General features: G+C 69.8%; 10 protein-coding genes. 9 read left to right on the top strand and 1 reads right to left on the bottom strand.

The features are described from left to right. Positions 1–35 precede the first annotated feature (35 nt). Positions 36–3932: a type VII secretion protein EccCa gene (gene eccCa, locus ACZ4U4_RS16135; RefSeq protein ID WP_467874059.1), complete on the bottom strand. Its 3897-nt coding sequence runs from the start codon at positions 3930–3932 to the stop codon at positions 36–38. 532 nt (positions 3933–4464) lie between these two features. Here eccCa and eccD point away from each other — a divergent pair. From eccD to ACZ4U4_RS16180, 9 genes are all read left to right on the top strand, one after another. Next, a complete protein-coding gene (eccD, locus tag ACZ4U4_RS16140) occupies positions 4465–5859 on the top strand; it encodes a type VII secretion integral membrane protein EccD (RefSeq protein ID WP_467874062.1) in 1395 nt (464 codons plus the stop codon). A 147-nt stretch (positions 5860–6006) separates the two neighbouring features. Further along, entirely contained in the window at positions 6007–7527 is a 1521-nt protein-coding gene (gene eccB / locus ACZ4U4_RS16145) for a type VII secretion protein EccB (RefSeq protein WP_467874065.1), read from the top strand. A 105-nt stretch (positions 7528–7632) separates the two neighbouring features. After that, positions 7633–7956, top strand: a complete 324-nt coding sequence (locus tag ACZ4U4_RS16150) for a WXG100 family type VII secretion target (RefSeq protein WP_467874068.1) — start codon at positions 7633–7635, stop codon at positions 7954–7956. Between the two features lie 97 nt (positions 7957–8053). Then, positions 8054–8362 carry a WXG100 family type VII secretion target gene (locus ACZ4U4_RS16155; protein WP_467874071.1) on the top strand — a complete coding sequence of 103 codons (309 nt, stop codon included), beginning with the start codon at positions 8054–8056 and terminating at the stop codon, positions 8360–8362. Positions 8363–8513: 151 nt separating this feature from the next. Continuing rightward, positions 8514–9008, top strand: a complete 495-nt coding sequence (locus ACZ4U4_RS16160; RefSeq protein ID WP_467874074.1) for a hypothetical protein — start codon at positions 8514–8516, stop codon at positions 9006–9008. 80 nt (positions 9009–9088) lie between these two features. Continuing rightward, entirely contained in the window at positions 9089–11197 is a 2109-nt protein-coding gene (locus tag ACZ4U4_RS16165; RefSeq protein ID WP_467874077.1) for a hypothetical protein, read from the top strand. Then, a complete protein-coding gene (locus ACZ4U4_RS16170; RefSeq protein ID WP_467874079.1) occupies positions 11154–11453 on the top strand; it encodes a YbaB/EbfC family nucleoid-associated protein in 300 nt (99 codons plus the stop codon). Before ACZ4U4_RS16165 ends, ACZ4U4_RS16170 begins: the two co-directional genes overlap by 44 nt. A gap of 130 nt (positions 11454–11583) precedes the next feature. Next, on the top strand, positions 11584–11916 hold the full coding sequence (locus tag ACZ4U4_RS16175; protein WP_467874081.1) for a hypothetical protein: 333 nt from the start codon (positions 11584–11586) through the stop codon (positions 11914–11916). Continuing rightward, complete coding sequence (locus ACZ4U4_RS16180) at positions 11913–26363, top strand: WXG100-like domain-containing protein (protein ID WP_467874087.1); 14451 nt, start codon at positions 11913–11915, stop codon at positions 26361–26363. Before ACZ4U4_RS16175 ends, ACZ4U4_RS16180 begins: the two co-directional genes overlap by 4 nt. The last annotated feature ends 18 nt before the right edge of the window (positions 26364–26381 follow it).

Below are 26381 nucleotides of genomic sequence, written 5' to 3' on the forward strand. Positions count from 1 at the left end.
CACCGCTGGTGTGACCGGCACCTTCTTGATGGGCCTCAGTGCTCCTTCTCCCCCAGCAGTGCCGTCTGTACCTGGACGTTGCGGCGGCGGGCGATCCACTGGGCGCGGCCCGGCGGGTACGTACGGGGGCGGACGTCGCCGAAGAGGACGCCTTCGCCGGGCGGGCAGGAGAGCAGCAGGCGGTTGGTGTTGGCCTCGACCAGGCGCCGCATCAGCGGGTCGTTCATCGCGCGGCTGACGCCGCCGGCGGAGCGGGCGAGGATCAGGTGGAAGCCGATCTCGGAGCCCTGGGTGAGGATGTCGATCAGCGGCTCGAACGGGGTCTGCGCGCCGATGCCGGAGCCGCCGACCAGGTCGTAGTCGTCCGCGATCAGGAAGACCTGCGGGCCCTTCCACCAGTCGCGCCTGCGCAGCCGCTCCGGGGTGATGTCCGGGCCGGGTATACGGGGCCGCATGGAGGCGGCGCAGTTGCGGACCATCTCGCGGGCGGCGTCGAGGGAGACCGCGTAGTCGAGGCGGTACTCCTCGGGCACCGCGTCGTACAGCTCGCGCCGCAGGTCGACGAAGGCGAACTTGGCCTCCGTGGCGGTGTGGGTGCGGACGATGGAGTCGGCGACGAGGCGCAGCAGGTTGGTCTTGCCGCTCTCGGTGTCGCCGATGACGATGAGGTGCGGGTTGGCGTCGAAGTCCTGGCGGAAGGCGGCGAGTTCGTTCTCCTCCAGGCCCAGCGGGACGTCGCGGCCGACCGGTTCGGGCAGGTCGGTGGCGTGGACGGTGGACGGCAGCATCCGCACGGCGGGCGCGCCGGGGCGGTCGCCCCAGGCGGCGCGGACGGCGGCGACCATCTCCTGGGTGCCCTCGGTGAGGGTGGCGGCGTTGCCGTCGCCGTCGGTGCGGGGCAGTGCGGTGAGGAAGTGGTAGGTGTCCTCGGTCAGACCGCGGCCGGGGATGCGGGGGACCTCCTTGGCCTTGCGCATGTTGATGACGGAGTCGACCGTGTCGCCGAGCCGCAGCTCGAAGCGGCTGCCGATCTGATCGCGCAGGGCGGGCTGGATGTCGGCCCAGCGGGGCGAGGAGATCAGCAGGTGGATGCCGTAGTTGAGGCCGCGGGCGCCGAGCTGGGCGATGTTCTGGCTGAGGTCGAAGAAGTCGTTGCGCAGGGTGGACCAGCCGTCGACGACGAGGAAGACGTCGCCCCAGGGGTCGTCGGGGAACTCCCCGGCGGCGCGGCGCCTGCGGTAGTCGGCGATGCCGTCGATGTCGGACTCGGCGAACTGCTCCTCGCGCCGGGTCAGCAGGGTCTCCAGCTCGCCCACGGTGCGCTGGACGCGCTCGGTGTGGACGCGGCTGCTGATGGTGCCCATGTGCGGCAGGCCGGCCAGGGTGCCGAAGCCGCCGCCGCCGAAGTCGAGGCAGTGGAACTGCACTTCGCGCGGGGTGTGGCTGAGGGCGAGGGCGGTGATGACGGTGCGCAGCAGGGTGCTCTTGCCGGTCTGCGGGCCGCCGGCCACGCCGAGGTGGCCGCCGGTGCCGGAGAGGTCGGCGACGAGCGGGTCGCGCCGCTGGTCGAAGGGGCGGTCGACGACGCCGACGGGCACCCGCAGCGGTCCGGCCTCCCGGCGCTCGGGGTCGTAGAGGCGGGCCAGGTCCTCGGGCTGGGCGGGGAGCATCTCGTCGAGGGTCGGCGGGACGTCCAGCGGGGGGAGCCAGATGCGGTGGGCGGGCGGGCCGCCGGCGTCCAGCAGGCGCCGGTTGGCGGTCTCCAGCAGGGTGAGCTGCTCGCGCTCCTCGGCCGGGTCGGGTTCGACGGGGACGACGGGCCGGGTGGGGGCCACGTAGCCGGAACGGTAGGGGACGGCCGAGCCGCCGCCCTGGGCGCTCGGGGCGTTGCGGCGCCGGGCCTCGTAGGGGCCGGAGACGTACGCGGCCTTGAAGCGGGTGAGGGTGGCGGTGTCGCTCTTGAGGTAGCCGTTGCCGGGGGCGGGCGGCAGTTGGTGGGCGTCGGGGACGCCGAGGACGCCGCGGCTCTCCATGGCGGAGAAGGTGCGCAGGCCGATGCGGTACGAGAGGTGGGATTCGAGCTGGTGGACGCGGCCCTCGTCGAGGCGCTGGGAGGCGAGCAGCAGATGGACGCCGAGGCTGCGGCCGAGCCGTCCGATCATGACGAAGAGGTCCATGAAGGAGGGGTGGGCGGCGAGCAGTTCGCTGAACTCGTCGACGATGATGACGAGCGAGGGCATGGGCGCCAGCGGGGTCCCGGCGAGGCGGGCCTTCTCGTACTCCAGGTTGTTGGTGTAGTTGCCGGCCGAGCGCAGCAGCTCCTGACGGCGGATCAGTTCGCCGTGGACCGCGTCGTGCATACGGGTCACCAGCGCCGCCTCGTCAGCGAGGTTGGTGATGACGGCGGAGGTGTGCGGCAGGTTCTCCAGGCCGAGGAAGGTGGCGCCGCCCTTGAAGTCCACCAGGACGAGATTGAGGATCTCGGAGGAGTGGGTGAGGGCGAGCGAGGTGACGAGGGTGCGCAGCAGCTCGCTCTTGCCGGAGCCGGTGGCGCCGATGAGCATGCCGTGCGGGCCCATGCCGTTGTGCGCGGACTCCTTGAGGTCGAGTTCGACGGGTGAGCCGTCGGCGGCGACCCCGACCGGGACGCGCAGCCGGTCCCGCTCGCCCGGGCCGCGGAACTCGTGGAACCGCTCCAGCTCGTGGGTGTGCAGATCGGAGATGCCCAGCAGGGTGGTGAGCTGGAAGTCGGATTCCAGCGGCTCGGCGACCTCGGTGGTCACGCTCATCCGGTACGGCGCGATCATGCGGGCCAGGGCGCGGGCGCGGACCGGGCCGAGGGCGTCGGGGCGGCCGAGCCGGGAGACGGTCTCGCGGCCGTTGCGGTCGCGGCCGACGGCGCGCAGATGGCCGGGTTCGACCTCCAGGCCGAGGGTGTGCGGGCCGCCCCAGGCGAGGCTGCCGGAGAGGTCGAGGACGACGCAGTTGCGGTAGCCGCCGCCGGAGAGCCGGTCGTCGCCGGGGAGGTCGGCGCCGTCGAGGACGACGACGGTGAACGGCTCCTCCTTGCCGGGTGCGGCCTGGGGGTCGAAGCGCGGCCGGTCGGAGAGCAGACCTCCGAGGAGTTCGCCGAATTCGGTGGGGTCCTCGGTGACCAGGCGGCGCTGACCGGCGCCGTCGTGCTCGGTCGGATGCAGGGCGTGGGGCAGCCATTTGAGCCATTCCCAGTGCTCCAGCGCGTCCTTGGAGGTGCAGGCCGCGAGGCGCAGTTCCTCGGGGGCGTGGAAGACGGCGAGTTGCCCGACGAGGGCGCGGATCATGGCCCGTACGCTCTCGTCGTCGCCGCGGAACTGGACGCGGGCATAGCCGCGGAGGTAAAGGGCGATGGGCTGGTCGGCGACGGAGGTGTAGGCGCGGATGAAGCGGCGCAGCGCATGTGCGGCGAGCGGCTCCAGGTCCTCGACGGGCTTGGTCTCCATGGGCGCGACGCGCATACCGAGCCGCTGGTCTCCGACGGCCAGCCGGACCTCGGCGAAGTCCTCGTGGGAGGTGCGCCGTTCCCACAACCGGGTCGTTCGCACCAGTGAACGCAGTGCCTCCGGATCGGGGTTGCGCCAGGCGTGGGCGTCGCGTTGGCCGACGACGGCCTCGCGGACCCGGCGCCGGTTCTGCGACAGGTAGCGGAGGTAGTCACGGCGGTCGCCGCTGAGCCGCTGCTTGCGTTCGCCGGCGGAGCGCACGAGTTGGCCGATCAGCATGGCCAACGTGGAGACCAGCATCATTCCGCCGACCATGTAGGTGAAGACGCCGCTGCCGCCGCCGGGCCGCAGGAAGATCAGCACCATGCCGGTGGAGGCGATGGCCATCGGCAGATAGGTGAAGAGCGCGGAGAGGTTGCTGGTCCGCTCGGGGAGGGCCGGTGGCTCCTGCAATTCCAGTTCGCCACCGGGAACTTCAGGACCCGGCCGACGTGGTGGACGGCGGAAGAGGATGAGGCTCACACGGGTCCTCTCGGTACGTGCGGGACCGGCCGCCGCCGGGTCCGCCCGACCGTCCGGAGGGGGTGTCCGGGCAGGGTCGGCGGCGTCAACAGCGGGCGTCCGGCGGCGCGTCGGGCTGGTGGGCCCAGATGATGCCATGGCCGCCCGCGGGCCCCGCCGCCGCACCCGGATGAAGATCACACAAGTTTTCGTTGGACCGGCCACTGTTAAAGCGACTTGTGTTAACTTCCTCTCCACCAGGACGCCCTCCACGCAGCCACCGCACGTGCTTTTCGCGCCGGGAGCGTGACGTTCCGCGGCCTGTGCAGAGGCCCCGCCCGTCATGAAGATCGAGAAGCAGGCGTCAGCACAGTCATCGGATGTCTATCCGTTTTATACCGTCAGGTCCACGGCGGAGGCGTTTGCCCGGGCGGGACGTTCTGGTGGAACACCCTCGACGTTGGGGCGGAAGGCGAGAACTGACGTGAGCAGCACCATCGTTGCCGATATATGCAAGATCGTCGTCAAGGCGCCCGAGCGCTCCTTCGAGATCGGTCTACCGGCCGACATGCCCCTGGTCGAGGTGATGCCCTCGCTGCTGGAGCACGGCTCCGTCCCCGGCGGCGATCTCGACGAAACGGGCGTGGAGCACGGCGGTTGGGTCCTCCAGCGGCTCGGCCGCCCCGCCCTCGACGAGGAGGCGACCCCCGCCGATCTGGGCCTGCGGGACGGCGAGACCCTCCATCTGCGGCCACGCCGCGAACAGTTGCCGCCCGTGCACTTCGACGACCTCGTCGACGGCGTCGCCACCGGGATGCGCGAGCGCACCGGCCAGTGGGGCCCGGAGGGCACCCGGCGGCTCGCCCTCGGCTTCGGTGCCGCGGTGCTGCTGGCCGGTCTGGTGCCGCTGGCCACCAGCGGCCTGCCGCTGCTGCACTCCGCGGCCACCGCCGCCGTCGGCGTCCTGCTGCTGCTCGGCGCGATCGCCGCCGCCCGGGCCGTGGGCGACGCCGTCGCCGGCACCACCCTCGGCCTGCTGGCCGTCCCCTATCTCTTCGTGGCGGGCTGGTTCGTGCCCGCCGGACCGGCCGGCGATCCGCTGTTCGGGGCGCGGCTGCTGGCCGGTGCCGCGGCCGGCTCGGGCGCCGCGATCCTCGCGCTGGCCGCGGCGGCGTCCGCGGCGCCGCTGTTCACCGCCGTCCTGCTGGGCTTCCTCCTCACCGCGGTCGGCGGGGTCCTCGGACTGACCGCCGGGCTCGCGCCGTCGGAGGCGGCCGGTCCGGTCGCCGCCGTCACCGTCGTCCTCGGCACCTTCGTCCCCCTGCTGTCGTTCCGGCTGGCCGGACTGCGGCTGCCACCGCTGCCCACCAACGCCCAGGAACTCCAGGAGGGCATCGACCCGGTGCCGTCCACCGAGGTGCTGGAGCGCACCCGCGTCGCCGACCGCTACATGACCGCCCTCTACACGGCCTGCGGCCTGATGTGCGCGGTCTGCCTGGTGGCGCTGTCCACCGGGAGCGGCTGGGAGCCGGTGGCGCTCGGCGCGGTGCTCAGCGTGCTGCTGGTGCTGCACGCCCGGGCGATGGCCGGTACCCGCCAGCGGCTGTCGGTGGTGCTCCCCGGCTGCCTCGGTCTGCTGCTGCCCGCCCTCGGCTTCGCCTGGCACGGCTCCCCCGGCACCCGCGCCCTCGTCCTGCTGGTGCTGCTGATCGTCGGCGCCGGACTGACCATCGCCTCCTGGGCCCTGCCCGGCCGCCGGCTGGTGCCGTACTGGGGGCGCGCCGCCGATCTGCTCCACTCGGCCTGCGCCATCGCCCTGCTCCCCCTCGTCCTGATCGATCTGGGTGCGCTCGGCGCCCTGCGGGCCTGGCTGAGCTGACGTCCCGCGGCGCACGGCGGACGACCGGCCCCGCGCGCCCCTCGCCTTCCCGGTGGTCCGCGACCGGCGCGCCCCCACCGTCCGGTCAGCACGACCCCGACAACACGGCCCGGCAGCAGCGGGCGCAGCACGGTGGCAGGAGAGCAGATGCAGTCACGGCGGGACCAGGTCCAGGCGTACTCCTTCGTGGTGGGACGCCTGACCTCCAGCATGCTCTCCGCCGATCCGGACGCCATCGACACCCATATGGGGCGCACCCGGCGCGGGACCGTCATCGGGCTGGTCATCGGGTTGCTGCTCTGCGTCGGGTTCGCGGTGTCCGGTCTGCTCTTCCCCGGGCGGTCCACGTCCTGGCAGCAGGCGGGCGCGATCATCGTGGAGAAGGAGACCGGCGCCCGCTACCTCTACGGCGGCGGGGAGCTGCGCCCGGTCCTCAACTACACCTCGGCGAAGCTCGCCGTCGGTGAGAAGGGCCTGGTCCAGGAGGTCTCACGGGAGTCGCTGGCGGGCGTGCCGCGCGGCACCGCGATCGGCATCCCGGACGCGCCGGACTCACTGCCGTCGGGCGACGCGCTCTCCCGCGGCGCCTGGCAGGTGTGCGCCACCAGCCGCACCGGCGACGACGGGCGGGAGCTGGCGACCACCTCGGTGGGCATCGGCGTGAGCGCGCAGAGCCCGCCGCTGCGGGACACCGAGGCGGTGCTCGTCCAGGACGCCAAGAAGAACGACTATCTGCTGTGGCACGGTCAGCGGCTGCGGCTCGACGACCGCAGCGGCGCCGTGCAGGCGCTCGGCTACGGCACCGTCGAACCGGTCGCGGTGGACGACTCGTTCCTCGCCGCGCTCCCCGCCGGTCCCGATCTGGCGGCGCCGGACGTGCCCGGGCGCGGCTCGGCGGGCCCGGAGATCGGCGGGTCGAAGCGGACCGTCGGCCAGTTCTTCGTGGTGCACACGCCCAGCTCCGCCGACCAGTACTACCTGCTGACCAAGGACGGGCTGGTGCCGTTCACCCTCACCGGCTCGCAGCTGCTGACCGGTGACGCCGCCACCCGGAAGAAGGCGTACGGCGGGGCCGCGCCCGCCGCCGTCGCCCTCACCCCGGACCAGGTCCGCCCGGCGCTGGCCAAGGGCGAGCCGGCCGACCTCCTGGCCGGACTGCCCGCCGCGCCGCCCCGTGCGCTCTCCCCCGGCGGCGCCGTCCCCTGTCTGTCCGTCACCCCGCACGGCAACGCGCCGCTCCAGCAGATCACCCTGACCGACCGGCGGCTGGCCGGCGGACGGGAGATCGTGCCGCGGCAGAGCACCGCGCCGGGCTGCCCGCAGCCGGGGCTGGTGACCGCGCAGCCGGGCACCGCGGTGCTGGCCCGCCCGCTGCCGGGCCGCGGCGGCGAGGGCAGTGGCCGCAGCACCGGCGCGCCGTACCTCGTCACCGGGGACGGCACCAAGTACCCGCTGGCCGACGACTCGGTGCTGAAGAAGCTGTCGTTCACCGAGCCGGAGGCCGTACGCCTGCCGTCCGCGCTGCTGCGGCTGCTGCCGACGGGCCCCGTGCTCGATCCGGTGGCGGCGGCGCGGCCCGCGCTGACGGCGCCGCAGGCGCCGGAGGACCCCGAGTGCCGTGCCTCCGGAAGCGCCACCGCAGACTCCGGGAAGGGGGCGGCCGGATGAGGCACCGTCCTCCGGTCACTCCGGCCCGGATGCCGTTCACCGCACGTTCCCGCCGGGACACGGACACCGGGTCCGCGTCCGGCGCCGATCTCCAAGGAGCCCCGCATGGTAGCCGGAAACCAGCTCACAAGCAGTGAACACGCTCTCCAGGTCGCGGCCCAGGCCATCGACAACACGCACACCAGCTGCCAGAACATCCAGACCAGCGTCAACAACAGCAAGCTCACGCTGGCCGGCAGCTGGACGGGCAACGCGTCGAACGGCTTCGGCGGCGCGCTGGAGACCTGGCAGACGCAGCTCAAGGCGCTCATGGACTCCCTCCAGGCGATGGGTGACCAGCTGAGCGGCACCCGCAACAGCTTCAGCAACACCGAGTCGGACGGCCTCGACCTGAGCCAGAAGTGGGTGACTCAGACCAGCCACCACTGAGCGAGGTGCGGGCGGACCGCTCCCGCCGGTCCGCGACCGGGTCGTCTCCGGACGGCCACTCCCCCTGTCATCCCATCGATTCGTGAGGACGTGCCAGATGGAACTCACCAATTTCAGCACCAACCACTCGGCCATGGACCAGGGCCATCAGGAGCTGGTGAACTACACACGGACGATCGAGAACTACCTGGATGAGCTGAACGCCCAGGTCAACACCGTGCGCAGCGAGATGAGCGGTCAGGCCATCGAGGCGTACGACGCCGCGCACCGCAACTGGATCAACAAGGTCGACGAGATGCGCGCGACGCTGGGCATGGGCGGCCGGACGCTGGGTCAGGTCAAGATGAACTACCAGACCGTCGATGGCAACGAGGGCGCCAAGTGGGGCTCGCTCACCACCAGCTGACGCCTGCGGGCGGCGTGCGGCCTCCGCACGCCGCCCCCGCCCGCGGCGCCGTCCCCCGGCGGCGCCTTGCGACCCGTACCACTTCGTACTTCCGCGCCGATCACCGTGGCCCGCGCCGTGTGCGCGCGCCCTCACCCAGCAGGAGCCAGACATGGCGGACGACAACGGAACCCTGACGTTCACGAAGGCGACCCTGGAGGGTTTCCGGGCGAACGAGCTGACCAACCTGCGCGACGGAGCCGACCAGGCCCGCCTTCTCCTCCAGGCGTTCCAGGGCCCCAACAAGCTGCTGCCGGGCGGGCCGAACTACCAGCCGGCCGTCGATCTGCAAAACCGCGTCAAGGAGGCGGCGACCGCGCTGCTCAACGAGCTGACCACGGCGTACAACCTCTCGGACAAGATGATGGTGCAGATGCTGGAGACCAGCACCGCCATGAGCAACATCGAGGACGAGAACACCCAGCTGACGGCCCAGCAGCTACAGGGCATCATCGGCGGCGCGCTGACGGCGGGCGGCCAGGGCTCCGGCGCCACCGGCACGGGGACGTCGGGCTCCTCCACCGGGAACCAGAACGGGCAGAACACCAGCGGCGGCGGCCAGAACACCAACACCAACACCGAGACCGACACCAGCACCACCGCCTGACCCGCCGGGCGCCGGTCCCCGAGAGCCCCCGGCCGCCCCCCCGCCCGTAGCCGACCGCATCTCACCCAGGAGCAGCCCCCATGGCCGACCCCACGACCTGGTCCGAACTGCTGAATTCCTTGTTCTCCAAGGGGTTGCCGGGCGGCACGGCCATCGACCAGATCCCGCCGCTGGAGGCGGTGACCACGCCGCGCTGGACGAAGGCGTACTGGAACTACGCCCTCGGGCAGGACCCGTTCAAGGGGCAGTGGGTCACGCGGTACGACGACGGGCGCGGACTGTCGCGCACCGCGGGCATCACGATGCTGGGCGAGGAGGAGAGCGGCCCGGACAGCAAGGACTCGGCGTGGCCCAAGCTGAACATGGGGTCCTACCACGTCCTCCAGGCGCTGGCGGGCTCGGGGACGGATGTCACCTCGCTGCCGAGCTTCACCCACACCGAGCAGCAACTCAAAGCCGCCATCCAGTACTTCAACAACTTCCACATCGGCCTCGACCAGTGGCGGGCCAAGATGGACGCCCCGGAGACCGGCTGGAAGGGCTCCGCCTCCTCGGCCTTCGCGGATGTGCTGCTGCGTCTCTCCCGTGCGTTCGAGGAGATCAACACGCTGACCGGCGGCCCGGACGGCAACGGCGGCTACCTCGGCGCCGTCGCCCAGGCGCGCGACGGGCTGCGCGCCGCGGTGGACGAGATGCAGCAGATGTACAGCACCTGGGGCTCCCAACCCACGTGGTCGCCCGGCGGGGCGCTCCAGCAGGTGCTGTCCGGGCTGAACGTCGACCACAAGGACAATCCGGGCGGCGGCCAGGGCACCACCAAGCTCACCCACAGCGAGTACGGCGAGCTGGGCTACGTCGATCAGCAGGGCACCTGGGACCTGATCGAGCAGCATGCGAAGGACCTGTGGCTGAAGACCGCCCAGCAGTATCTGAACGGCATGGTCGGTGACGTCCACACCAAGCTGTCGCAGGCGTACAACACCGCGGCGCTGGCGCTGAAGCCCGTCCCGACGAGCATCGAGAACGCCATCAACGGCGGGGGGTACGGCTCCCAGACGCCGCCGGGCGGGACCAAGAACCCGCCGGACGGCGACAAGACACCGCCGGATGGGACCAAGAACCCGCCGGACAGCTCCCAGACACCGCCGGGCGGCACCGGTGACGGCAACGGGGACGGCAGCGATCTGCCGCCCGGCCAGACCGACCCCAACGGTGACGGCACCGACCTGCCCCCCGGCCAGACCGATCCCAACGGTGACGGCACCGACCTGCCCCCGGGCCAGACCGACCCCAACAGCGACGGCACCGACCTGCCCCCCGGCCAGACCGACCCCAACAGCCTCGGCACCGACCTCCCGCCGGGCCAGACCGACCCCAACAACCTCGGCACCGACCTGCCCCCCGGCCAGACCGACCCCAACAATCTCGGCGGCGACAAGCACGGCATCGGCACCGATCTCCCGCCCGGGCAGACCGACCCCAACGATCAGAACCACTACGTGCCGCCGTATCTGCGCAACCCCAACGGCGTGCCGCCCCCGGGCCACACCGACGTCAACCGGAAGCCCCCGTACACCGGTGACGACAAGAACAACAACAACGGCAAGAACGTCACCTACAAGCCGCCGCGCCCGGGGCAGACCGACCTGAAGCGGTGGACGCCCAACGACATCAAGAACTACACCCCGCCGCGGCTCTCCTCCGGCAACAGCAACCTGGGCCCGGGCGCCACCGGCTCCGGGACCGGCGGGCTGCAGACCTCCTCGAACGGCGCCTCCGGAACCAACGGCGCCGGCGGGGTGCGCGGCCCGATCTCCACCTCGTCGACCGGCGGCAAGAACGGTTCGGGCGTCCCGCTGTTCCCGCCGATGGCCAACGGCATGGGCGGCGGCAAGGGCCAGGAGAATCAGGAGCGGGAGCGCACCACCTGGCTGGCCGAGGACGCGTCCGTATGGGGAACCGATCCGGAGCTGGCACCCACCGTGCTCGGCCGGCCGGGCACCCAACTCTTCGCCGACACCGCATACCAGGGAGAGACCGATGAATGGCAACCCGCTGCTGGGCCGTATGGAGGACGCCCTGGAACGTCTGGAGGTGGCCCGCGTCCAGGCCAAGGAGGCGCGGGAGAGTCTCGACCGGGTCAGCGTGACGGCTACGGCCAAGGATCATCTGCTCAGCGTCACGGCTGACGCCCGGGGCCGGGTGACCGGCATCAAGGTGCACAGCACCCGCTACCGCTCGATGGCCGCCGCGGAGCTGGCGAAGGCGCTGCTGGAGACGGTGCAGCAGGCGCAGGAGGACGCCGCCGAGGCGAAGCAGCAAACGATGGCGGCGCATCTGCCCGAGACGCTCGACATGAAGGCGCTGTCCGAGGGCCGCTCCACACTGGACGACCTCCTCACCGCCTTCACCCGGGGCACCCTCCCCGGTCAGCAGAACGGTTAGCGGGCGCGGGGGCCACCTCGCGGGAAGTGAAGTGCCGTGCCGTACGGGACGACCGTGCGGCACGGCGTACGGCGGCACCGTCGGGGCCGCCGGTGTACGACGGATGTGACGGGGACGAAGGGAGACGGCCGTGGCCGAGAATCTGGCTGCCGATCTGAGCGGGATAGGCCAGGGTGCGTCCCGGACGGACGACCTGTCCGCGATCGTCAGGGAGATCTCCCAGCAGACGCAGACGGTCTCCCTCATGGTGAACGAGGCGTGCGGCTCCGGCGACGAGACCTCCGACCAGCTGCGGAAAACCTTCCTGCCCGCGGTCGACGCCTGCCATGAGCTGCTGGGGAACCTCTCCGTCGCCTTCCAGCAGGCGGCCGAGGACACCTTCGGCACCCAGAAGTCCTTCGGCGAGACCGAGGACGCCAACGTCGACGCCACCAAGCACCTGAAGCAGCGGATGACCCGGTGAGCCTCCAGATATCCGACGAGGGCCGGGGCTGGTTCATCGCGCTGACGGGCCAGGACTTCACGCACGCGGACGAGGACAAGCTGCGCGCGATGGGCGAGGGCTACGGGCAGATCCGCCAGAAGCTGGAGGAGATGCCCGAGCAGGTGGTCCGCGCCGTCAACTCGGTCCGCAGCAGCATCACCGGGGACACCGCCGACGCGTACGCGAAGTCGCTCTCGGAGTTCACCACGGGCGACCGCAACTACCTCCGGGCCGGTCAGGAACTCACCGGCGGCCTGGAGAAGATGGCCAAGACGTCCTCGGTCAACATCGAGTACATGAAGATCATGGCGATCCTCCAGATCACCGAGATGCTGATCGAGATCATCGTCGCCATCGCCATGCTCCAGTTCGAGGAAATCCCCGAGATCAAGGTCAAGACCTCGACCTTCCTCCAGCGGCTGCTCCGCTCCCTCCTCGACCACCTCGCGATGCACGTCATCCTCAACGAGTCCATCGGCGTCGCCCTGGACGGGCTCGCGCAGCGCATCCAGAAGGCGAAGGGCCACCGCGACTCCTGGGATGCGAACCTGACCAAGGACGCGGCGCTGGGCGGACTGCTCGACGGGCTGCTGGAGGGCCCGCTGTCGCTGCTCGGCGGGAAGGCCGGCAAGAAGCTGTCCGACCTGTTCGCCGGGCCGGTGGGCAAGAACGTCGCCAAACAGATCACCAACGATCTGTCGATCGCCACCAGCACGGTCTCGGACACCACCACCAAGAGCCTGTCGCACGGCATCGAGAACATCATCACCAAGAACGCCGACGACCTCCTCCGCCCGCTCGGCGGCTCCGCCGCGGGCAAGGGCATGGGCGAGAGCACGACGAAGAAGATCAGCGACGACTTCGGCAACCTCTTCAGCCACACGTTCAAGGACACGCTGGGCGAACAGGCCGCCCGCGACCTCGGCAGGCAGTATGGCGACACCTTCGCCAAGAACTGGGGCAAGGAGAGCAAACCGGCGCTGAAGGAAGTCCTCGACAGCGGCGGCCAGCATCTCGACCCCGCCGTGCACAAGTCGCTGACGCACCTCTCCGACACCACCCTCACGGCGATCCGGAACCACCACGACCACACCGCCGTCAAGGCCGGCCACTTCGCCGGTGCGACCGGTGCGGTGACCGGCCAGGCGTATCTGTCCGAGGGCTTCTACAACCTGCTCTTCTCCGACGAGAAGAGCTTCAGCGTCACACCGGTGTCCGGCGCCTCGGCCGCGGCGGGCCAGGCGGCGACCCACGTCGGGACCTCCGGTGGCGCCGCCGGCGTCAACGCCCTGAAAGACGCCGTCAAGCACCTGCCGGGCCCCGTCTCCACCACCTCCCACGGCAGCGAGAGCCTGCCCCCGCCCACCGAGCCGAACGCGTACGTTCCTCCGCCCACCTCCAGCGACGAGCAGCAGAACCCCCCGTCGGACGACACCAACAAGACCGACGGGCAGCCGACCGCCACGAACCAGAACTCCGGCGGAGGCGGGGCGAACAACCCCACACCTCCCCAGCAGAACACCGCGAGCCAGGGCAACGGCGGCGGTGACGACAGCAACACCCACCCCCCGACGTCCGGGCACGGCAAGGACACCGCCTCCGCCACCGACAACACCTCCGTCACCGGCGACGACTCGGCCACCGACCCGAAGCACGCCATCAAGGACGGGACCGAACACGGCACGCAGCACACGGACAACTCCCCGTCCCCGTCACAGAACGCCGACAAGGCCGATAAAGCCGACAAGGCTGTCGAGAACGGCGAGGTCGACCAGCCGACCGCGAACGCGGCGGCCGCCCACGCCGGCAATCTGACCTCCCCGCAGTCCACGGCCACGCACCAGAACGCCTCGCAGACTCCGCCGAAGCAGGAGCCCACCGAGCCCAGGGGGAAAGCCCGGCAGCCGGACACGGTCACGGACCCGACCGAGAAGACCAAGCAGGCGAACGACGAGTCCGGGGACCGGAACGACGCGGCGCAGAAGCCCCCCACCTCCTCGGACGGCAACACCACGGCCACCGACCGCTCCCCCACCTCCGAGCACCGGCCCGGCGACACCGAAGAGCCGACGCCGACCACCCCGACGTCCTCCGAGAAGATCTCCGACGACGCACGGACGCCGCAGGAGCATCAGGAGCAGCAGGAGCCGAAGGAAAAGCAGGGATCGCCCGGCACCGGGTGGAGCGAGCTGACCACGCTGACCGACAAGGACCGGACGCCCCCGCCGAGCGAGGCGAGCAGCCGGACGGACCACCTCTCACCCGCGAAGGACAAGTCCCCGCACATCGAGCCGGGCGACGAATCCGTCAAGAAACCGGACGCGTCCCTCGTGGACAACGTGTCCCCCAAGGAGAGTGAATCCGTCCCCCACACGGAATCCCTCACCAACAACACCTCGTCCGCCGATCAGCCCACCACGCCCCCCGAGAAGCGGAAGGGGAAGGGGAAGGCTCCGGCACGGGAGCAGATCGCCGAGAAAACGAAATCCGGCAAGGTGCACGAAGACGGGGTGGACGAAGAGGAGCACGCCCCGCAGCCGCCGGACGAGAACCTTTCGTGGGCCATGCGCATTGTGTCCGCGCCCCTGATCATCGTCACCGACTCCGCCACCGCGCAGCAGCACCGTGCCTACCGGGAGGTGGAGCAGAAAATCGCCAGCCGGCGCGGCGAGTTCACCAAAAATGACGCCGCGGAACAAAAGGCAGCCGACGCACTGGCGGAAAAGGAAGCCGACAGGCTGCTGGAAGAGAAGCTGGGGGAGCCACGCAAGCCGCGAAAGATCGGCCTGCGCCGCGGCGGGCAGAACTCACCCCCTGGGAAGACAGGCACCTCCGCGCCCACGTACACGGTGAACGGCAGCACGTACCTGCTGAACGGCGAAGAGTACAGAGAGGTGAATATCAGGGGCGACGGCGACTGCCTGTTCAACTCCATACTGGAGAGCGCCAGAAGCCAGGGCAAGCTGCCCCATCTCCATGGGATGAAAGTGCGGGACCTGCGGGAGCGTCTGGTCCGGTACATCGATGAGAACCGGGAACGGCTGGCGGCGCACGAAATACTCTCCCCCGTCGATGTCGTGCTGGAAGATGCCTTCGACCGTCGCGGGCAGCCTCTGTCACAGGAGGACAGGCAGCTCAAGAAGAAATTCGAGAAGAAGCTCGACGAGAACGACCGTAAAACCTGGCGGAAGCTGGTCCAGGAGGCCGGCTACACGGATCTGCTGGAGTTCGCACCGACCCCGCAGGCAGCGCGGGATCTGGGGAATGTGGGCCTGATCCGTAAGGCGGCCGAGGGCGGAAACACGCTGTGGCTCTCGCCGTTCGCCGACTATCTCCCGCAAATCCTCGCCACCATGCCCGAGATGCTCGGCGCAAATCTCACCGTCATCTCCAAGGTGCCGAAAGCGCGCCCCGACGACCCCAGCGTCCTCCAGCCACCGCAGTCGTACAACGACATCACCCCGGGCAGTCCTCCGCTGTACGTGTACTACGACCGCGGCGGCATGCACTACCAGGCCATGGCCACGTCCATGCCCGAGTCCGGGCCCTCGCACCACACCACCGGCGCCCCGTCCACCTCGTCGCAGGACAAGGGCAATGCCACGGAACCCGTCGTTCCCCCGCAGGACGAGGGCAAGGGCAAGGAGCCCCTCGTCCCCCCGCAGGACAACAAAGAGCAGGAGAACGGCCAGCTCCACGACCCTCTCCTCAACCCGGACACACCCCCGGCCAACGGCCGGCAGGACCCCCCGCAGGAGAAGCCCCCCAAGGTCGTCGAGCCCCCGCAAGGCTTCGGGCAGGACGGCCGTTACGGGATGGGGCAGTTCGGGCGGGTCCACCGCTTCGGGAACATCGCATTCGGAGCGGGCGGGAAGCGCCCTGCCGAGCTGCACCAGCTGGTCCGGTCGGCCGTGGACGGCATCCGCGACCCAAAGGGGCAGCATGACGTGCCCAAGTCCGCCCACCGCGAAGCGCTGGCGGACAACCTCTCCGCTCAGCTGTGGAAGGAACTGTCGGGCCCCAACGGTCAGACCCTGGCCCGGAAGCTGTTCGACGAGAACGGCCTCAGGCTGCGCTTCTCCGTCGGCTCGCCCACCAACCCGTACACCCTCACGCTCACACTGAACGACGTGCACCGCGACCACGCGGAGCACTACCCCACCGCGACGCCACCGAAGAGCGACCCCACGTCCGGCTCGTCCTCCACCACCGGTCCGGCGAAGGACACCAAGGCGACCCAGCAGCTCCTGTACCAGGAGGTGGACAAGGGGCAGCGGGAAGCGGCGATCAACCACAACGTCGGCAACAGCTCGACGACGGCCAACAGCCGCAGCGTGTCGGTGGGCACGACGCACGCCACGACCGCGAACGACGTGGGCATCAAGCCGAAGGTGACGCTGACCGGCTCCTCCAGCTCGTCGAAGGGGCACAGCAACCTCACCAACACCTACGCCCGCCCGGAACTGAACTTCACCGGGACGCGGGAGCACTTCGGCTTCAAGGACTCCACGCTCACCGTCGACATCCGCCGCGGCAGCAACGGCCGGCACGCCACGGCCACCGCGCAGGACACCGTGGAGGTGACCTTCCCGACCGAGCTGACCGACCCGAAGGCCAACGGCACCGCGCACCACTGGGGGGTGCACGCCGGCTCCTCGGCCACGGCGCGGCGGAAGCTCGCGAAGGTGCTGCAGAACACCTTCTTCATCGTGCAGGAGAGCCACGGCCAGTCGTCGCTCGCCACCGAGCTGACCAAGCCGTACGCGTCGATGGGGCAGGATTCGGCGCCGCGAAAGATGCTGGACAACTGGTTCAGCGAGCACAGCATGCTGTGGAACCTCCGCCGGATGCTCAACTCCACGATGCTGCCCTCCTTCTTCCACAAGGGGACCCGCTACGTCACCGAGGCGCGTGCCGGGGTCACCTCCGCCCGCCGGGTCGGCGACGCGACGCAGGTGGGGCTGGCCGGCAACTCCCGCGACTGGCACTCGGTGTTCCACACCACCTCCAAGGGCGGCGGCAAATCCGTCGACGCCGGCATCGTCATCGGCCTGGACCAGTTGCCGGTGCCGGTCTCCTTCCCGATCAGTTTCGGCCTCGGCACCAGCAACTCCTCGTCGCTGACCGAGGGGTACACCGGCGGTACGTCCAACACCACCCGCTTCGACGGGCCCAGCGTGCCGTACGAGGTGAAGCTGCGCGTCCAGGCGGGCCTCAACCCGGTGGGGAGCGGGAACTTCTCCAGCACCAAGGACGTGACGGCGATCGTCCGCGTCCCGGAGCACCTCACCGAGCATTTCGAGAAGCAGCTCACCGAGGTGGCCGAGCAGGACGGCGGCCATGTCATGCCCCGGCCGAACGCCACGCCCGAGAACACCCACCCGACCGAACAGCCCCGGGAAGGCAACGAAGACCGGAACGAGCACGTCAAGGAACCGCTCGGCCCGACGGATCGGCCGCCGACCCGCGGGCTGTTCGGCGTCTTCGGGCTCCAGGGTCTCGAAGAGCTGCCGCAGACCTTCCTGCACGACGCCCTCCGCGCCGAGCAGAAGACGGTATTCCAGCACAAGACCGCCACGACCAGGAACGATCACCTCCACGACCTCAAGGAGTTCGTGACCACGCAGTTCCACGCCGAGCAGCTGAACCACATGGCGCCCGACATCATGAACGGCGGCGTGCGGCGGACGTTCCGCAGTGCGAAGGGCGACAACGGCCAGCTGCTGATGCACTTCGGCATCACCGCCCGCCCGGCCGCACCCGGTGAGACGCCGAACGGCTGGCGGATGCCGGTCGCCAAGGCCACCACGCAGCTGTGGCCGACGCGCTGGGCATGGCTGCAGGACTCCCAGAGCCGCAGCACCAGCAAGTCGTTCAGCCTCGGCGGCACCCTCACCACGGACACGACCGAGGGCTTCACCATGACGCCGGTCGACGCCCTCTACTCCTACGGCCGCGACCGCTCCCTGTCCGACGGCATCAATACGTACGGCTTCTCCCACATGGGCGCCAACGTCTCCGGCAAGATGTGGCACCACTCCTATCCGGTGGTCTTCGAGACGACCGTGGAGGTCGAGCACGTCTTCGGCCCGAAGGTGCTCGGCGCACCGCCGGCGATCAAGAAGACCTTCGACGGCAACGCCGACTACCTGATATCGGACTCGCTGAAGAAGTCCACCGAGGAGAACTCCCACGAGGAGACGGAGCACAAGGTCACCGTCACGGACGTCGAGCCGGAGGCCCTCGGCAGGAAGAAGAGCTACCCGCCGCTGGAGACACCGCCCGGCGCGAGCGCGCATCAGATGGAGACCCTGGACCGCATCGACCATGTCCACGGCTCCCTGGACCTCCAGCGCGAGGCGGCGAACCTCTTCCAGGAAGCAGGCATCCCCCCGCAGCAGGCCGTCCCGTACGTCGAGACGCTGCTCGTCCCCGATCAGCTCAAGGGCATCCTCAACAGCGAATCGAAGTCGTCGTCCGGGGTGCAGGTGAGGAGGAAGACCTTCACCGACGACGACGTGCAGTTCGTCATCGAGGCCCTCACCTTCGACGACAAGACTCTCGGGCAGAAGCAGGAGTCGTCGAACTTCGTGCTGGACGAGTCCATGAGCCGCTTCACCAGCACCGACAAGAAGGTGGACTCCCACTCCGGCGGGCTGGACCCCGCCATCGACGTCTCCAAGGAGAACGGTGACAGCGCCGGCGGCGGCTCGGGGGACGGCTCCTTCGGCAAGTCCCTGTCGAAGGGCAGGTCCACCGTCAAGGTGACCAGCATCCACCCCGGCCAGTTCGTCGACCAGACGATGCCGCACCAGCAGCACGAGGCGGACGTCATCTGGCGGATGACCGTCATCCGGCGCAACACCAACATGGCCGGTACGTGGGGTGAGGAGACCCGGGTCAAGGACGTCCATGTCCGGGGCGGTGTGTCGTATCTGCGCCCCGAACACACCACGATGACGGCGGCGGAGGCGAAGGTCCCCGAGCAGCTGTCGAAGCTGCCGCTGACGGCGATGACCGTGGACCTGTCCCCCCGGGAGGACACCGCGCCGACGAACGGGCAGGACGGCAACGGCGCCGGCGCGGCGAAGTCCTCGTTGACCTCCCAGGTGCTGAAGTCGGTGGAGGAGCTTCTGGAGAAGCACGCACCGCACGCGCTGGGAAAGAACCACACGGTCAACAAGCCGGGCACCGTCATGGAGGCCGGGGGCGACAGCATCCTCGACGGCCGCACCCTGCAGAGCACCAGCAGCCTGCTGCGCGGCACGGGCCTTCACATCCGTACGCGGACGGACGGCATCGGCCACCACTCGTACACCAACGTCATCACCCAGCTGACCCGGGACAAGGAGGGCGCGCGCTTCACCGGAAAGGTCTCCAAGGGGGTGCTCTCCCGGTACACGCAGTCGCACATCCGCAAGGAGGAGGCGCACTCCCGGACCGTCAAGAATTCCTACGGGTTCGGCTTCGGCGGGTCCGGTTCCAAGGGCACCGAAGGCGCCACGCCGTCCGCCTCTTTCGGATCCGGCAGAAGCACCACGTTCTCCAGCAGCGACGCGACCATGATCCGCCGCCACGACGCGTACACGACCGCCGAGGAGGAGCTGTACGTCTACGAGGTCAACAGCACGATCGACCTCACCGTCGAGGACGAGAGCCATGCCTCCCAGCTGGCCGACAGTCTCCTCCTCGGCGGTTCGCAGAAGCTGAAGAAGCTCTTCACCTCGAACAAGGACGGCTCCTACACCCTCTCCGTCCCCGTACGGGAGCACGTCGTCGTCGCCCGCTCCGAGCTCTCCCCGGAGCAGCTGAAGGAGGTGGACGAGCAGACCGGGCAGGGCGGGACGCAGGAACCGCCGGCGCAGCAGTCCGACACGCAGACGCCTCCGCAGACCCCGCCGGCCCCGAAGCCGATCAGCAAGGACGAGTTCCGCGACAACTCCGTGCTGGTGGACATGGACGAGGCATCCTCGCGGAAGCTCTTCGAAGACGTGATGGAGGATCTGAGCAAGCACGACGGCGCCGCGAAGAAGTTCGCGGAGAAGGGGCAGCCGGGCCGCGAGCAGCTCCGTCAGCTCCTCAACTCCCGTGAGCTGGCCTGGCATCTGCGCAACGCGGGCCTCGGCGAGACCACCACGGAGGACAGCCTCTTCGGCGCGCGGCTGACCACCGAGGGCGGCGTCACGACGCTCACCCACGGCAACATCCGGATTTCCTTCACCCAGCTCGATTTCGGCACGTCGGAGGGGTGGTCCAAGGGCACGGCCGAGCGCTCCGACTACCAGTACCGGTACCACACCCAGTCGTACGCGGACGCCAAGGAGCGCAGCTTCGGCTCCACCCTCACCAGCAAATTCGCCGCGGCCACCGGCAAGATGACGCAGAGTTTCGGGGGGAAGTTCAAGCAGAGCCGGACGGAGACGCACGACAGCGGCGGGTTCACCTCGAATCCCAACGAGTCGATCGACCGCACCGTGCACCGGCTCCGTCACAGCCCCGCGAAGATCAAGATCGATATCGACATCGCGCCGAGCACCTCCGTCGACCACCTCGGCTCCTTCGACGACGAGAACGCCTACCACGGCAGCTTCGACGTCGACGACATGCTGCAACTGCGCTATGCGCCGGAGGCGGTGGTCCGCGAGACCGGCGGCGTCACCGACGCCGAGGTCAAGACCGACTCGGGCTGGTACATCGCCCCGCACCACGCCACGGACGGGCAGCAGACCGCCACCATGCTCGACGCGCTGCGCACCGCCCAGGAGACGGACGCCACGGAGGGGGAGACCCTCTGGCATGTCACCTTGGACGAGCAGGGCGACGTCCTCGTCCGCGGTAAGGCGCTGAGCCGGGAGAAATTCCTCAAGGAATACGTCCACCCGAAGCTGACCGGTGAGCAGAAGACGAACCGGCACGAGGAATGGACAGGCGAGGGCACCCCCGGCACCCGCCTGCTGCGGGTCTCCACCGCCAAGCCGACGCCGGACGATTCGCCGACGAACAAGAACGAGAACGACAACAAGCCGGGCAACGACGAGGACCAGGGATCGTCCTCAAGCAAGTCCGAAAGGCAGGACCCACCCCCGAAGAAGCCCACGGACCAGGACGAGAACGGGAACGGGAACCAGGACCCGCCCCCGAACGACCCCACCGACACCGACACCGCCCCCCACTCACCCCCCACTCCCCTCCCCCACACCCCCGAGGTTCCCAAGGGTTTCGGGGAGGACGGGCATCATCCGCTCGGGCAGTTCGGGTCCGTGGTGAAGATCGGGGACATCCCCATCGGGGAGCCCGGGCAGCGTCCCGCCTCGCTCACCTCGCTGGTGCGTGCGGCCGTCGACCAGACCGGGACGACGCTGCCGCCCGCTCACAAGAAGGCCCTGGTCAACAAGGTCGCCGAGGACATGTGGAAGAAGATTTCCGGTCCTGACGGCAAGCTCCTCGTACGGAAGCTGCTGTCGAAGGACGGGCTCCTCCTCGACCTGTACGACGACCGGCAGCAGAAGTACCGGATGAAGGTCTGGCTCGGCGGGCTCTCCGGGCAGCAGGGCATTCACCTGATCCATGAGCGGGTCACCCAGCCGCTGCCGTACGGCGCGAAGGTCAAGGGGCAGCGCGAGGCGATCCTCAACCGGCAGTACGGCGGCACCCACAGCACCGGCAACTCGCGTTCGCTGAGCAGCACCACCTCGTTCAAGCCCGGCGCCGAGCACGCGGCGTTGAGCCTCTCCGTCAACCTCAGCGGGTCGTCCAGCGCCTCCGCCGGGCAGAGCTTCCTGCACAACTCCTACGACCGCCCGGAACTCGTGTTCAGCGGCGACCAGGAACACTTCTCCTTCCCGGGCGCCAGCCTGAAGATGGAGCTGCACGGCGTCCCCAAGGCCGTACCGGACCAGCAGCCGATCCACCTGAAGGTGCCGGTCGAGGTGGCCTTCTCGCACGAGCTGACCACCCACGAGGCCAACCACACCCGCCACGACTGGGAGATCACCCCGCAGACCCCGCAGGAGCGCAAGCGCGTCGCCCAGGCGCTCCAGAACTCGTTCTTCCTGGTCCGGGAGAGCAGCGGCCAGGAGGAACTGATCGGGCTGCTGACCGCGCCGTACGCGCACATGGGCCCGGGGACGCGGGCGTTCGATTTCCTGCACCACTGGTTCGGTGAGATGGGCACCATCGCCAACTTCTCCCGGATGCTGAGCACCACCCGGCTGCCGTCCGTCCACAGCAACGGGAACCACTACGTCTCCGACGTCACAACGACGATCCTGTCCGTCAGGCGGAGCGGCGACGCGATCGACGCCGGGCTGGCGAACAACGTCCGGACCTGGGACTCGCTGTTCCACACCACGTCACAGGGGGGCGGCAAGAGCTTCGGCGTGGACCTCACCGTGGGTCCGAAGCTCTCCGACACCGCCACGTCGCTGTCGTTCCCGTTCTCCTTCGGGCTGAACAGCAGCGACTCCGCGTCGCTGACCGAGGGCAACACCGGCGGCACCCTGGCGACCGTCCGCTTCAACGGGAAGAGCGTCCCGTACGAGGTGCACGCCACGATGGAGGCGTCCCTCACCGAGGTGGGTGCGCCGGCGATGGCGCCGAAGTCCGTGCCGGTGCGGCTGGTCGTGCACGTCCCCGAGCATCTGACGGAGCAGTTCGAGTACGAGCTGGCGAAGGCCACGGGCCAGTCGGTGCTCCCGCCCCTGATGAGGACGGTGCCGCCGCCGAACCCGCCGGCGTTCGGGCTGTACGAAGGGTTCGCGGTCTCCGGGCTGTCGCACGTGGTGGACCTTTTCCGGAGGCAGGCGATCCGGGCGGAGCGGGAGGTCGGTTTCTCCCATGTGACGCCCGAGCGGCGCGCCCTCCACGTCGACCAGCTCAACCGCTTCCTGGAGGTGCAGTTCCATGTGAACGAGCTGTCCCGCAAGACCAAGGAGATGTTCGGCGACGGGATCCACCTGACGTTCCTCGGACCGCGCGGTGACAACGGCACCCAGCTGCTGCTGCACTTCACGGTCGAGGGCGAACACCATCAGGGCGACGGCACCGACACCCCGTGGCAGCTGCCGGCCGACGACGTCACCATCCAGAACTGGCCCACCCGCTGGAACTGGCTGGCCACGACCGCGTCCATCGGCAACGGCCAGTCCTTCTCGTTCGGCTTCTCGGCGGGCACGGGTGGCGACGGGGTGACATTCACCCCGCCCGGTATGACCTTCGGGCGCTCCCGTGATGTCTCGCTGACCAACGGCATCACGACGTACATGTTCTCCCACCACGGCACGAACGCGTCCGGCCCGATGTACCACGAGTACCGCCCGGCGAACTACCGCCTGTCGGTGTACGCCCAGAAGATCACCCAGGACGGGTCCGTGGTGTCCGCGCCGCAGGTCACCCACCCGACCGGCGGGGTGCAGTACGTGGTGCCGAAGTCGCTCTCCGACCTGCCGGTCGCCTCGTACCACGGCGGCGCGGGCGACGGGCCGACGCCGGTCCCGCAGCCGGCGCCGAAGCCGGTCTGGAACGGGAAGACGATGACGTTCTCCGACATCGAGCTGCCCGACGGCTTCACACCGGAGCAGCTGCGGTCCGACGACCGCATCGACCACGTCCGGCACGCCCGGACCCTGCAGAGGGCCGCCGCGGATCTGCTGGCCCAGCTGCACGTGCCGCCGTACGCCGTCTCGTACCTCCAGCACATGATCACCACCGACCAGCTCAAGGGCGCGCTGAACAGCGAGGCGAAGGCGCTGCCGGGCCGGTTCGTGGTGGGCAAGCAGTTCGCCGACATGCAGGTGTATGTGATGGCTCAGGCGATCACCGGCAACAAGAGGTCGCTCAGCACCGAGACGCAGGACCTGTCCTCGTTCACCCTCACCGAGTACATGCTCCGCCACACCCGCAAGACGCAGATCTCCGGCACCAACGCGTTCACCTCGGGCGCCGGCCTGGCGTACGAGGGGAAGCAGGGTGACGACTCCGGCAGCGGATCGTTCGGCCACTCCGAGACGTGGAGCCGCTCCAAGGGGCGGACCTCCATCGACATCGACGACACCCACCCCGGCGAGTTCTCCTCGATCGACGTGCCGCACGAGCACCATTCCATGGACGTCATCTGGCGGCTGAACACCGTGGTCACCAGGGACAACATGCTGGGTACCTGGAAGGCGGACGGGCTCAGCACCGATCTGTACGTGCCGGGCGGCGCGACGTTCCAGCGTCCGGTGCTGAACCAGCGGTCGGCGCAGGAGGCCAACGTGCCGCCGACGCTGGAGAAGCTGCCGATCCTGTCGATGACCACGGAGCTGACGCCCGCGCCGGTCCACGACCCCGCGAACGGGCAGCAGCAGAACCGTCCGCCGGGCGAGAGCCGGCAGGAGAACCAGGAGGACCGGGAGAGTCGGAACAACCAGGACGGGACGGCGCAGGTGCCGGACGAGCGGCGGACCGTGCTGCATCCGACGGTCTCCCAGCAGGTGCTCACCGAGCTGGTCACGCTGCTGTCCGAGAAGGCGCCGCAGCTCCTCGGCCCGCTGCACACCCTGCACACACCGGCCGGAACCATGAAGTCCATGGCCGACAGCATTCTGGACGGCCACTCACTGCGGAACCTGTCCAGCCTGCTGCGCGACACCGGACTGACCCTGCAGATACGCCTCGACGGCTTCGCCCACCACCACCGTGTCGACGTCCACCTCCGGCTGGACCGGACGACGGGCGCCCACTACACCGGGGCGTCGGCGTTCGGCTCCCTCTCCCGCTACATCCAGTCCAACACCCGCCAGGAGGAGCAGTTCAGCACCTCCGAGAAGCACAGCAGGAGCATCACGCTCGGCGGGGGCGGCAGCGGCGCCGGGGGCGGCGGCTCGCTGTCCGCGTCCCTGACCCACTCCACCGGGCACGGCGTCGCCAACAACAGCAGCGTCATGATCCGCCGGCACGACGCGTACACCACCGATGCGGAGGACCTGTTCGTCTACGAGACCGACGCGGCCCTGACGCTGTCGGTGGAGAGCTACGCGCACGCCTCGCAGCTGCTCGACGCACTGCTGCTCGGCAAGGCCCACCTCGTCGGGGCGGGCATCGACAAGGCCGCCTCCTGGTTCGCCCCCGGCACGAAGACCCCGCACCAGATCACCCTTCCGATGAAGGAGAGAGTCTTCGTCCCCCGGTCCGAACTGCCGGTCACGGAGGTGGGGACGCCCACGGCGATGTCCGCCATCACGTCCCACGAGTTCCGGAAGCACGACGCGCTGGTGGACATGGACGAGACGGCCGGGCACACGCTGTTCACCGAGCTGATGGAGCAACTGGCCGAGCACCCCGGCACCCCCAAGGTGTTCGCCGACCCCCGGCACGGCGGCCATGCGCAGCTCAAGCAGCTGATCGGCGCCCGGGAGCTGGCCCGCCACCTGGTGCGCACCGGGCTGGGCACCCCGACCTCGCCGATCGCGACGTTCCCGGTGCGGATCAGCGCGGAGGGCGGGGTGGCCACGCACACCCACGCGCAGCTCACCGTCGAGTTCCGCCCCCGCGATCTGGGCCTGTCGCAGGGCTGGCACCAGGGCACCGGCGAACGGGCCGACTACGACCTGCAGAACGACATCGACGCGCACACCGACACCGTCGGCAAGAAGCTCGGCGCCGGCATCACCGGCAGCTTCACCGGCGCCCAGCAGGCGCTCTCCGCGTCCTCGTCGGTGACGCACACGCTGGAGAACGACTCGGGCGGCCAGGTCGCGGTGCAGAAGAACTCCGTCGACCGCACCGTGTACTGGCAGCGGCACGCGCCGGCCTCCGTGGACGCGGTGGTGAAGGTCGCCACGTACGGCACGTTCGACGCGTTCGGGAAGCCGAAGATCTCCGGCAAGAACGTCTTCGAGGGGACCTTCACGCTGCACGACGCGCTCCAGGTGCGGTTCAGCCCCGAGGCGGTGCTGCGCGGCACCGGCGGGGTGCGGCCGGGCGCGATCCGGGTGGACTCCGGCTGGTACGTGCCCCCGCACCCCTACGGTGACGTCGGCGGCGCACAGCAGAAGGCGATGCGGGACGCGCTGCTGACGGCCCAGAAGGCGGCGGCGGACGACAAGCGGCAGACCGTCCATCTGGCGGCCGACGGCGACGACGTCCTGGCGGGCGGCGAGCGGATGAGCCGCGAGCAGTTCCTCGATCGTTATGTGAAACCGCACCTCACACCCGAACAGGCGGCGAAACTGGAACAGTTGGTCCAGTGGGAGGACGGGGCGGGCGCCTCTCTCCTGCTCCACCTCGACCTGCCGGACGGCGCCTTCGGCGCCCATGGGCCGCGTCCGAAGGAGCCGGAGCCGGAGACCCCCGATCTGCTGGGCGTGCCCAAGCCGTCGGCGGGCCTCCAGGCATGGGCCGCCGCGCTCGAAGTGGACCTGGACGCGGTGATGAAGAGCTACTGACCGGCATCCCGGCGCCGC

This window comes from Streptomyces sp. NPDC029159 (assembly GCF_055564055.1).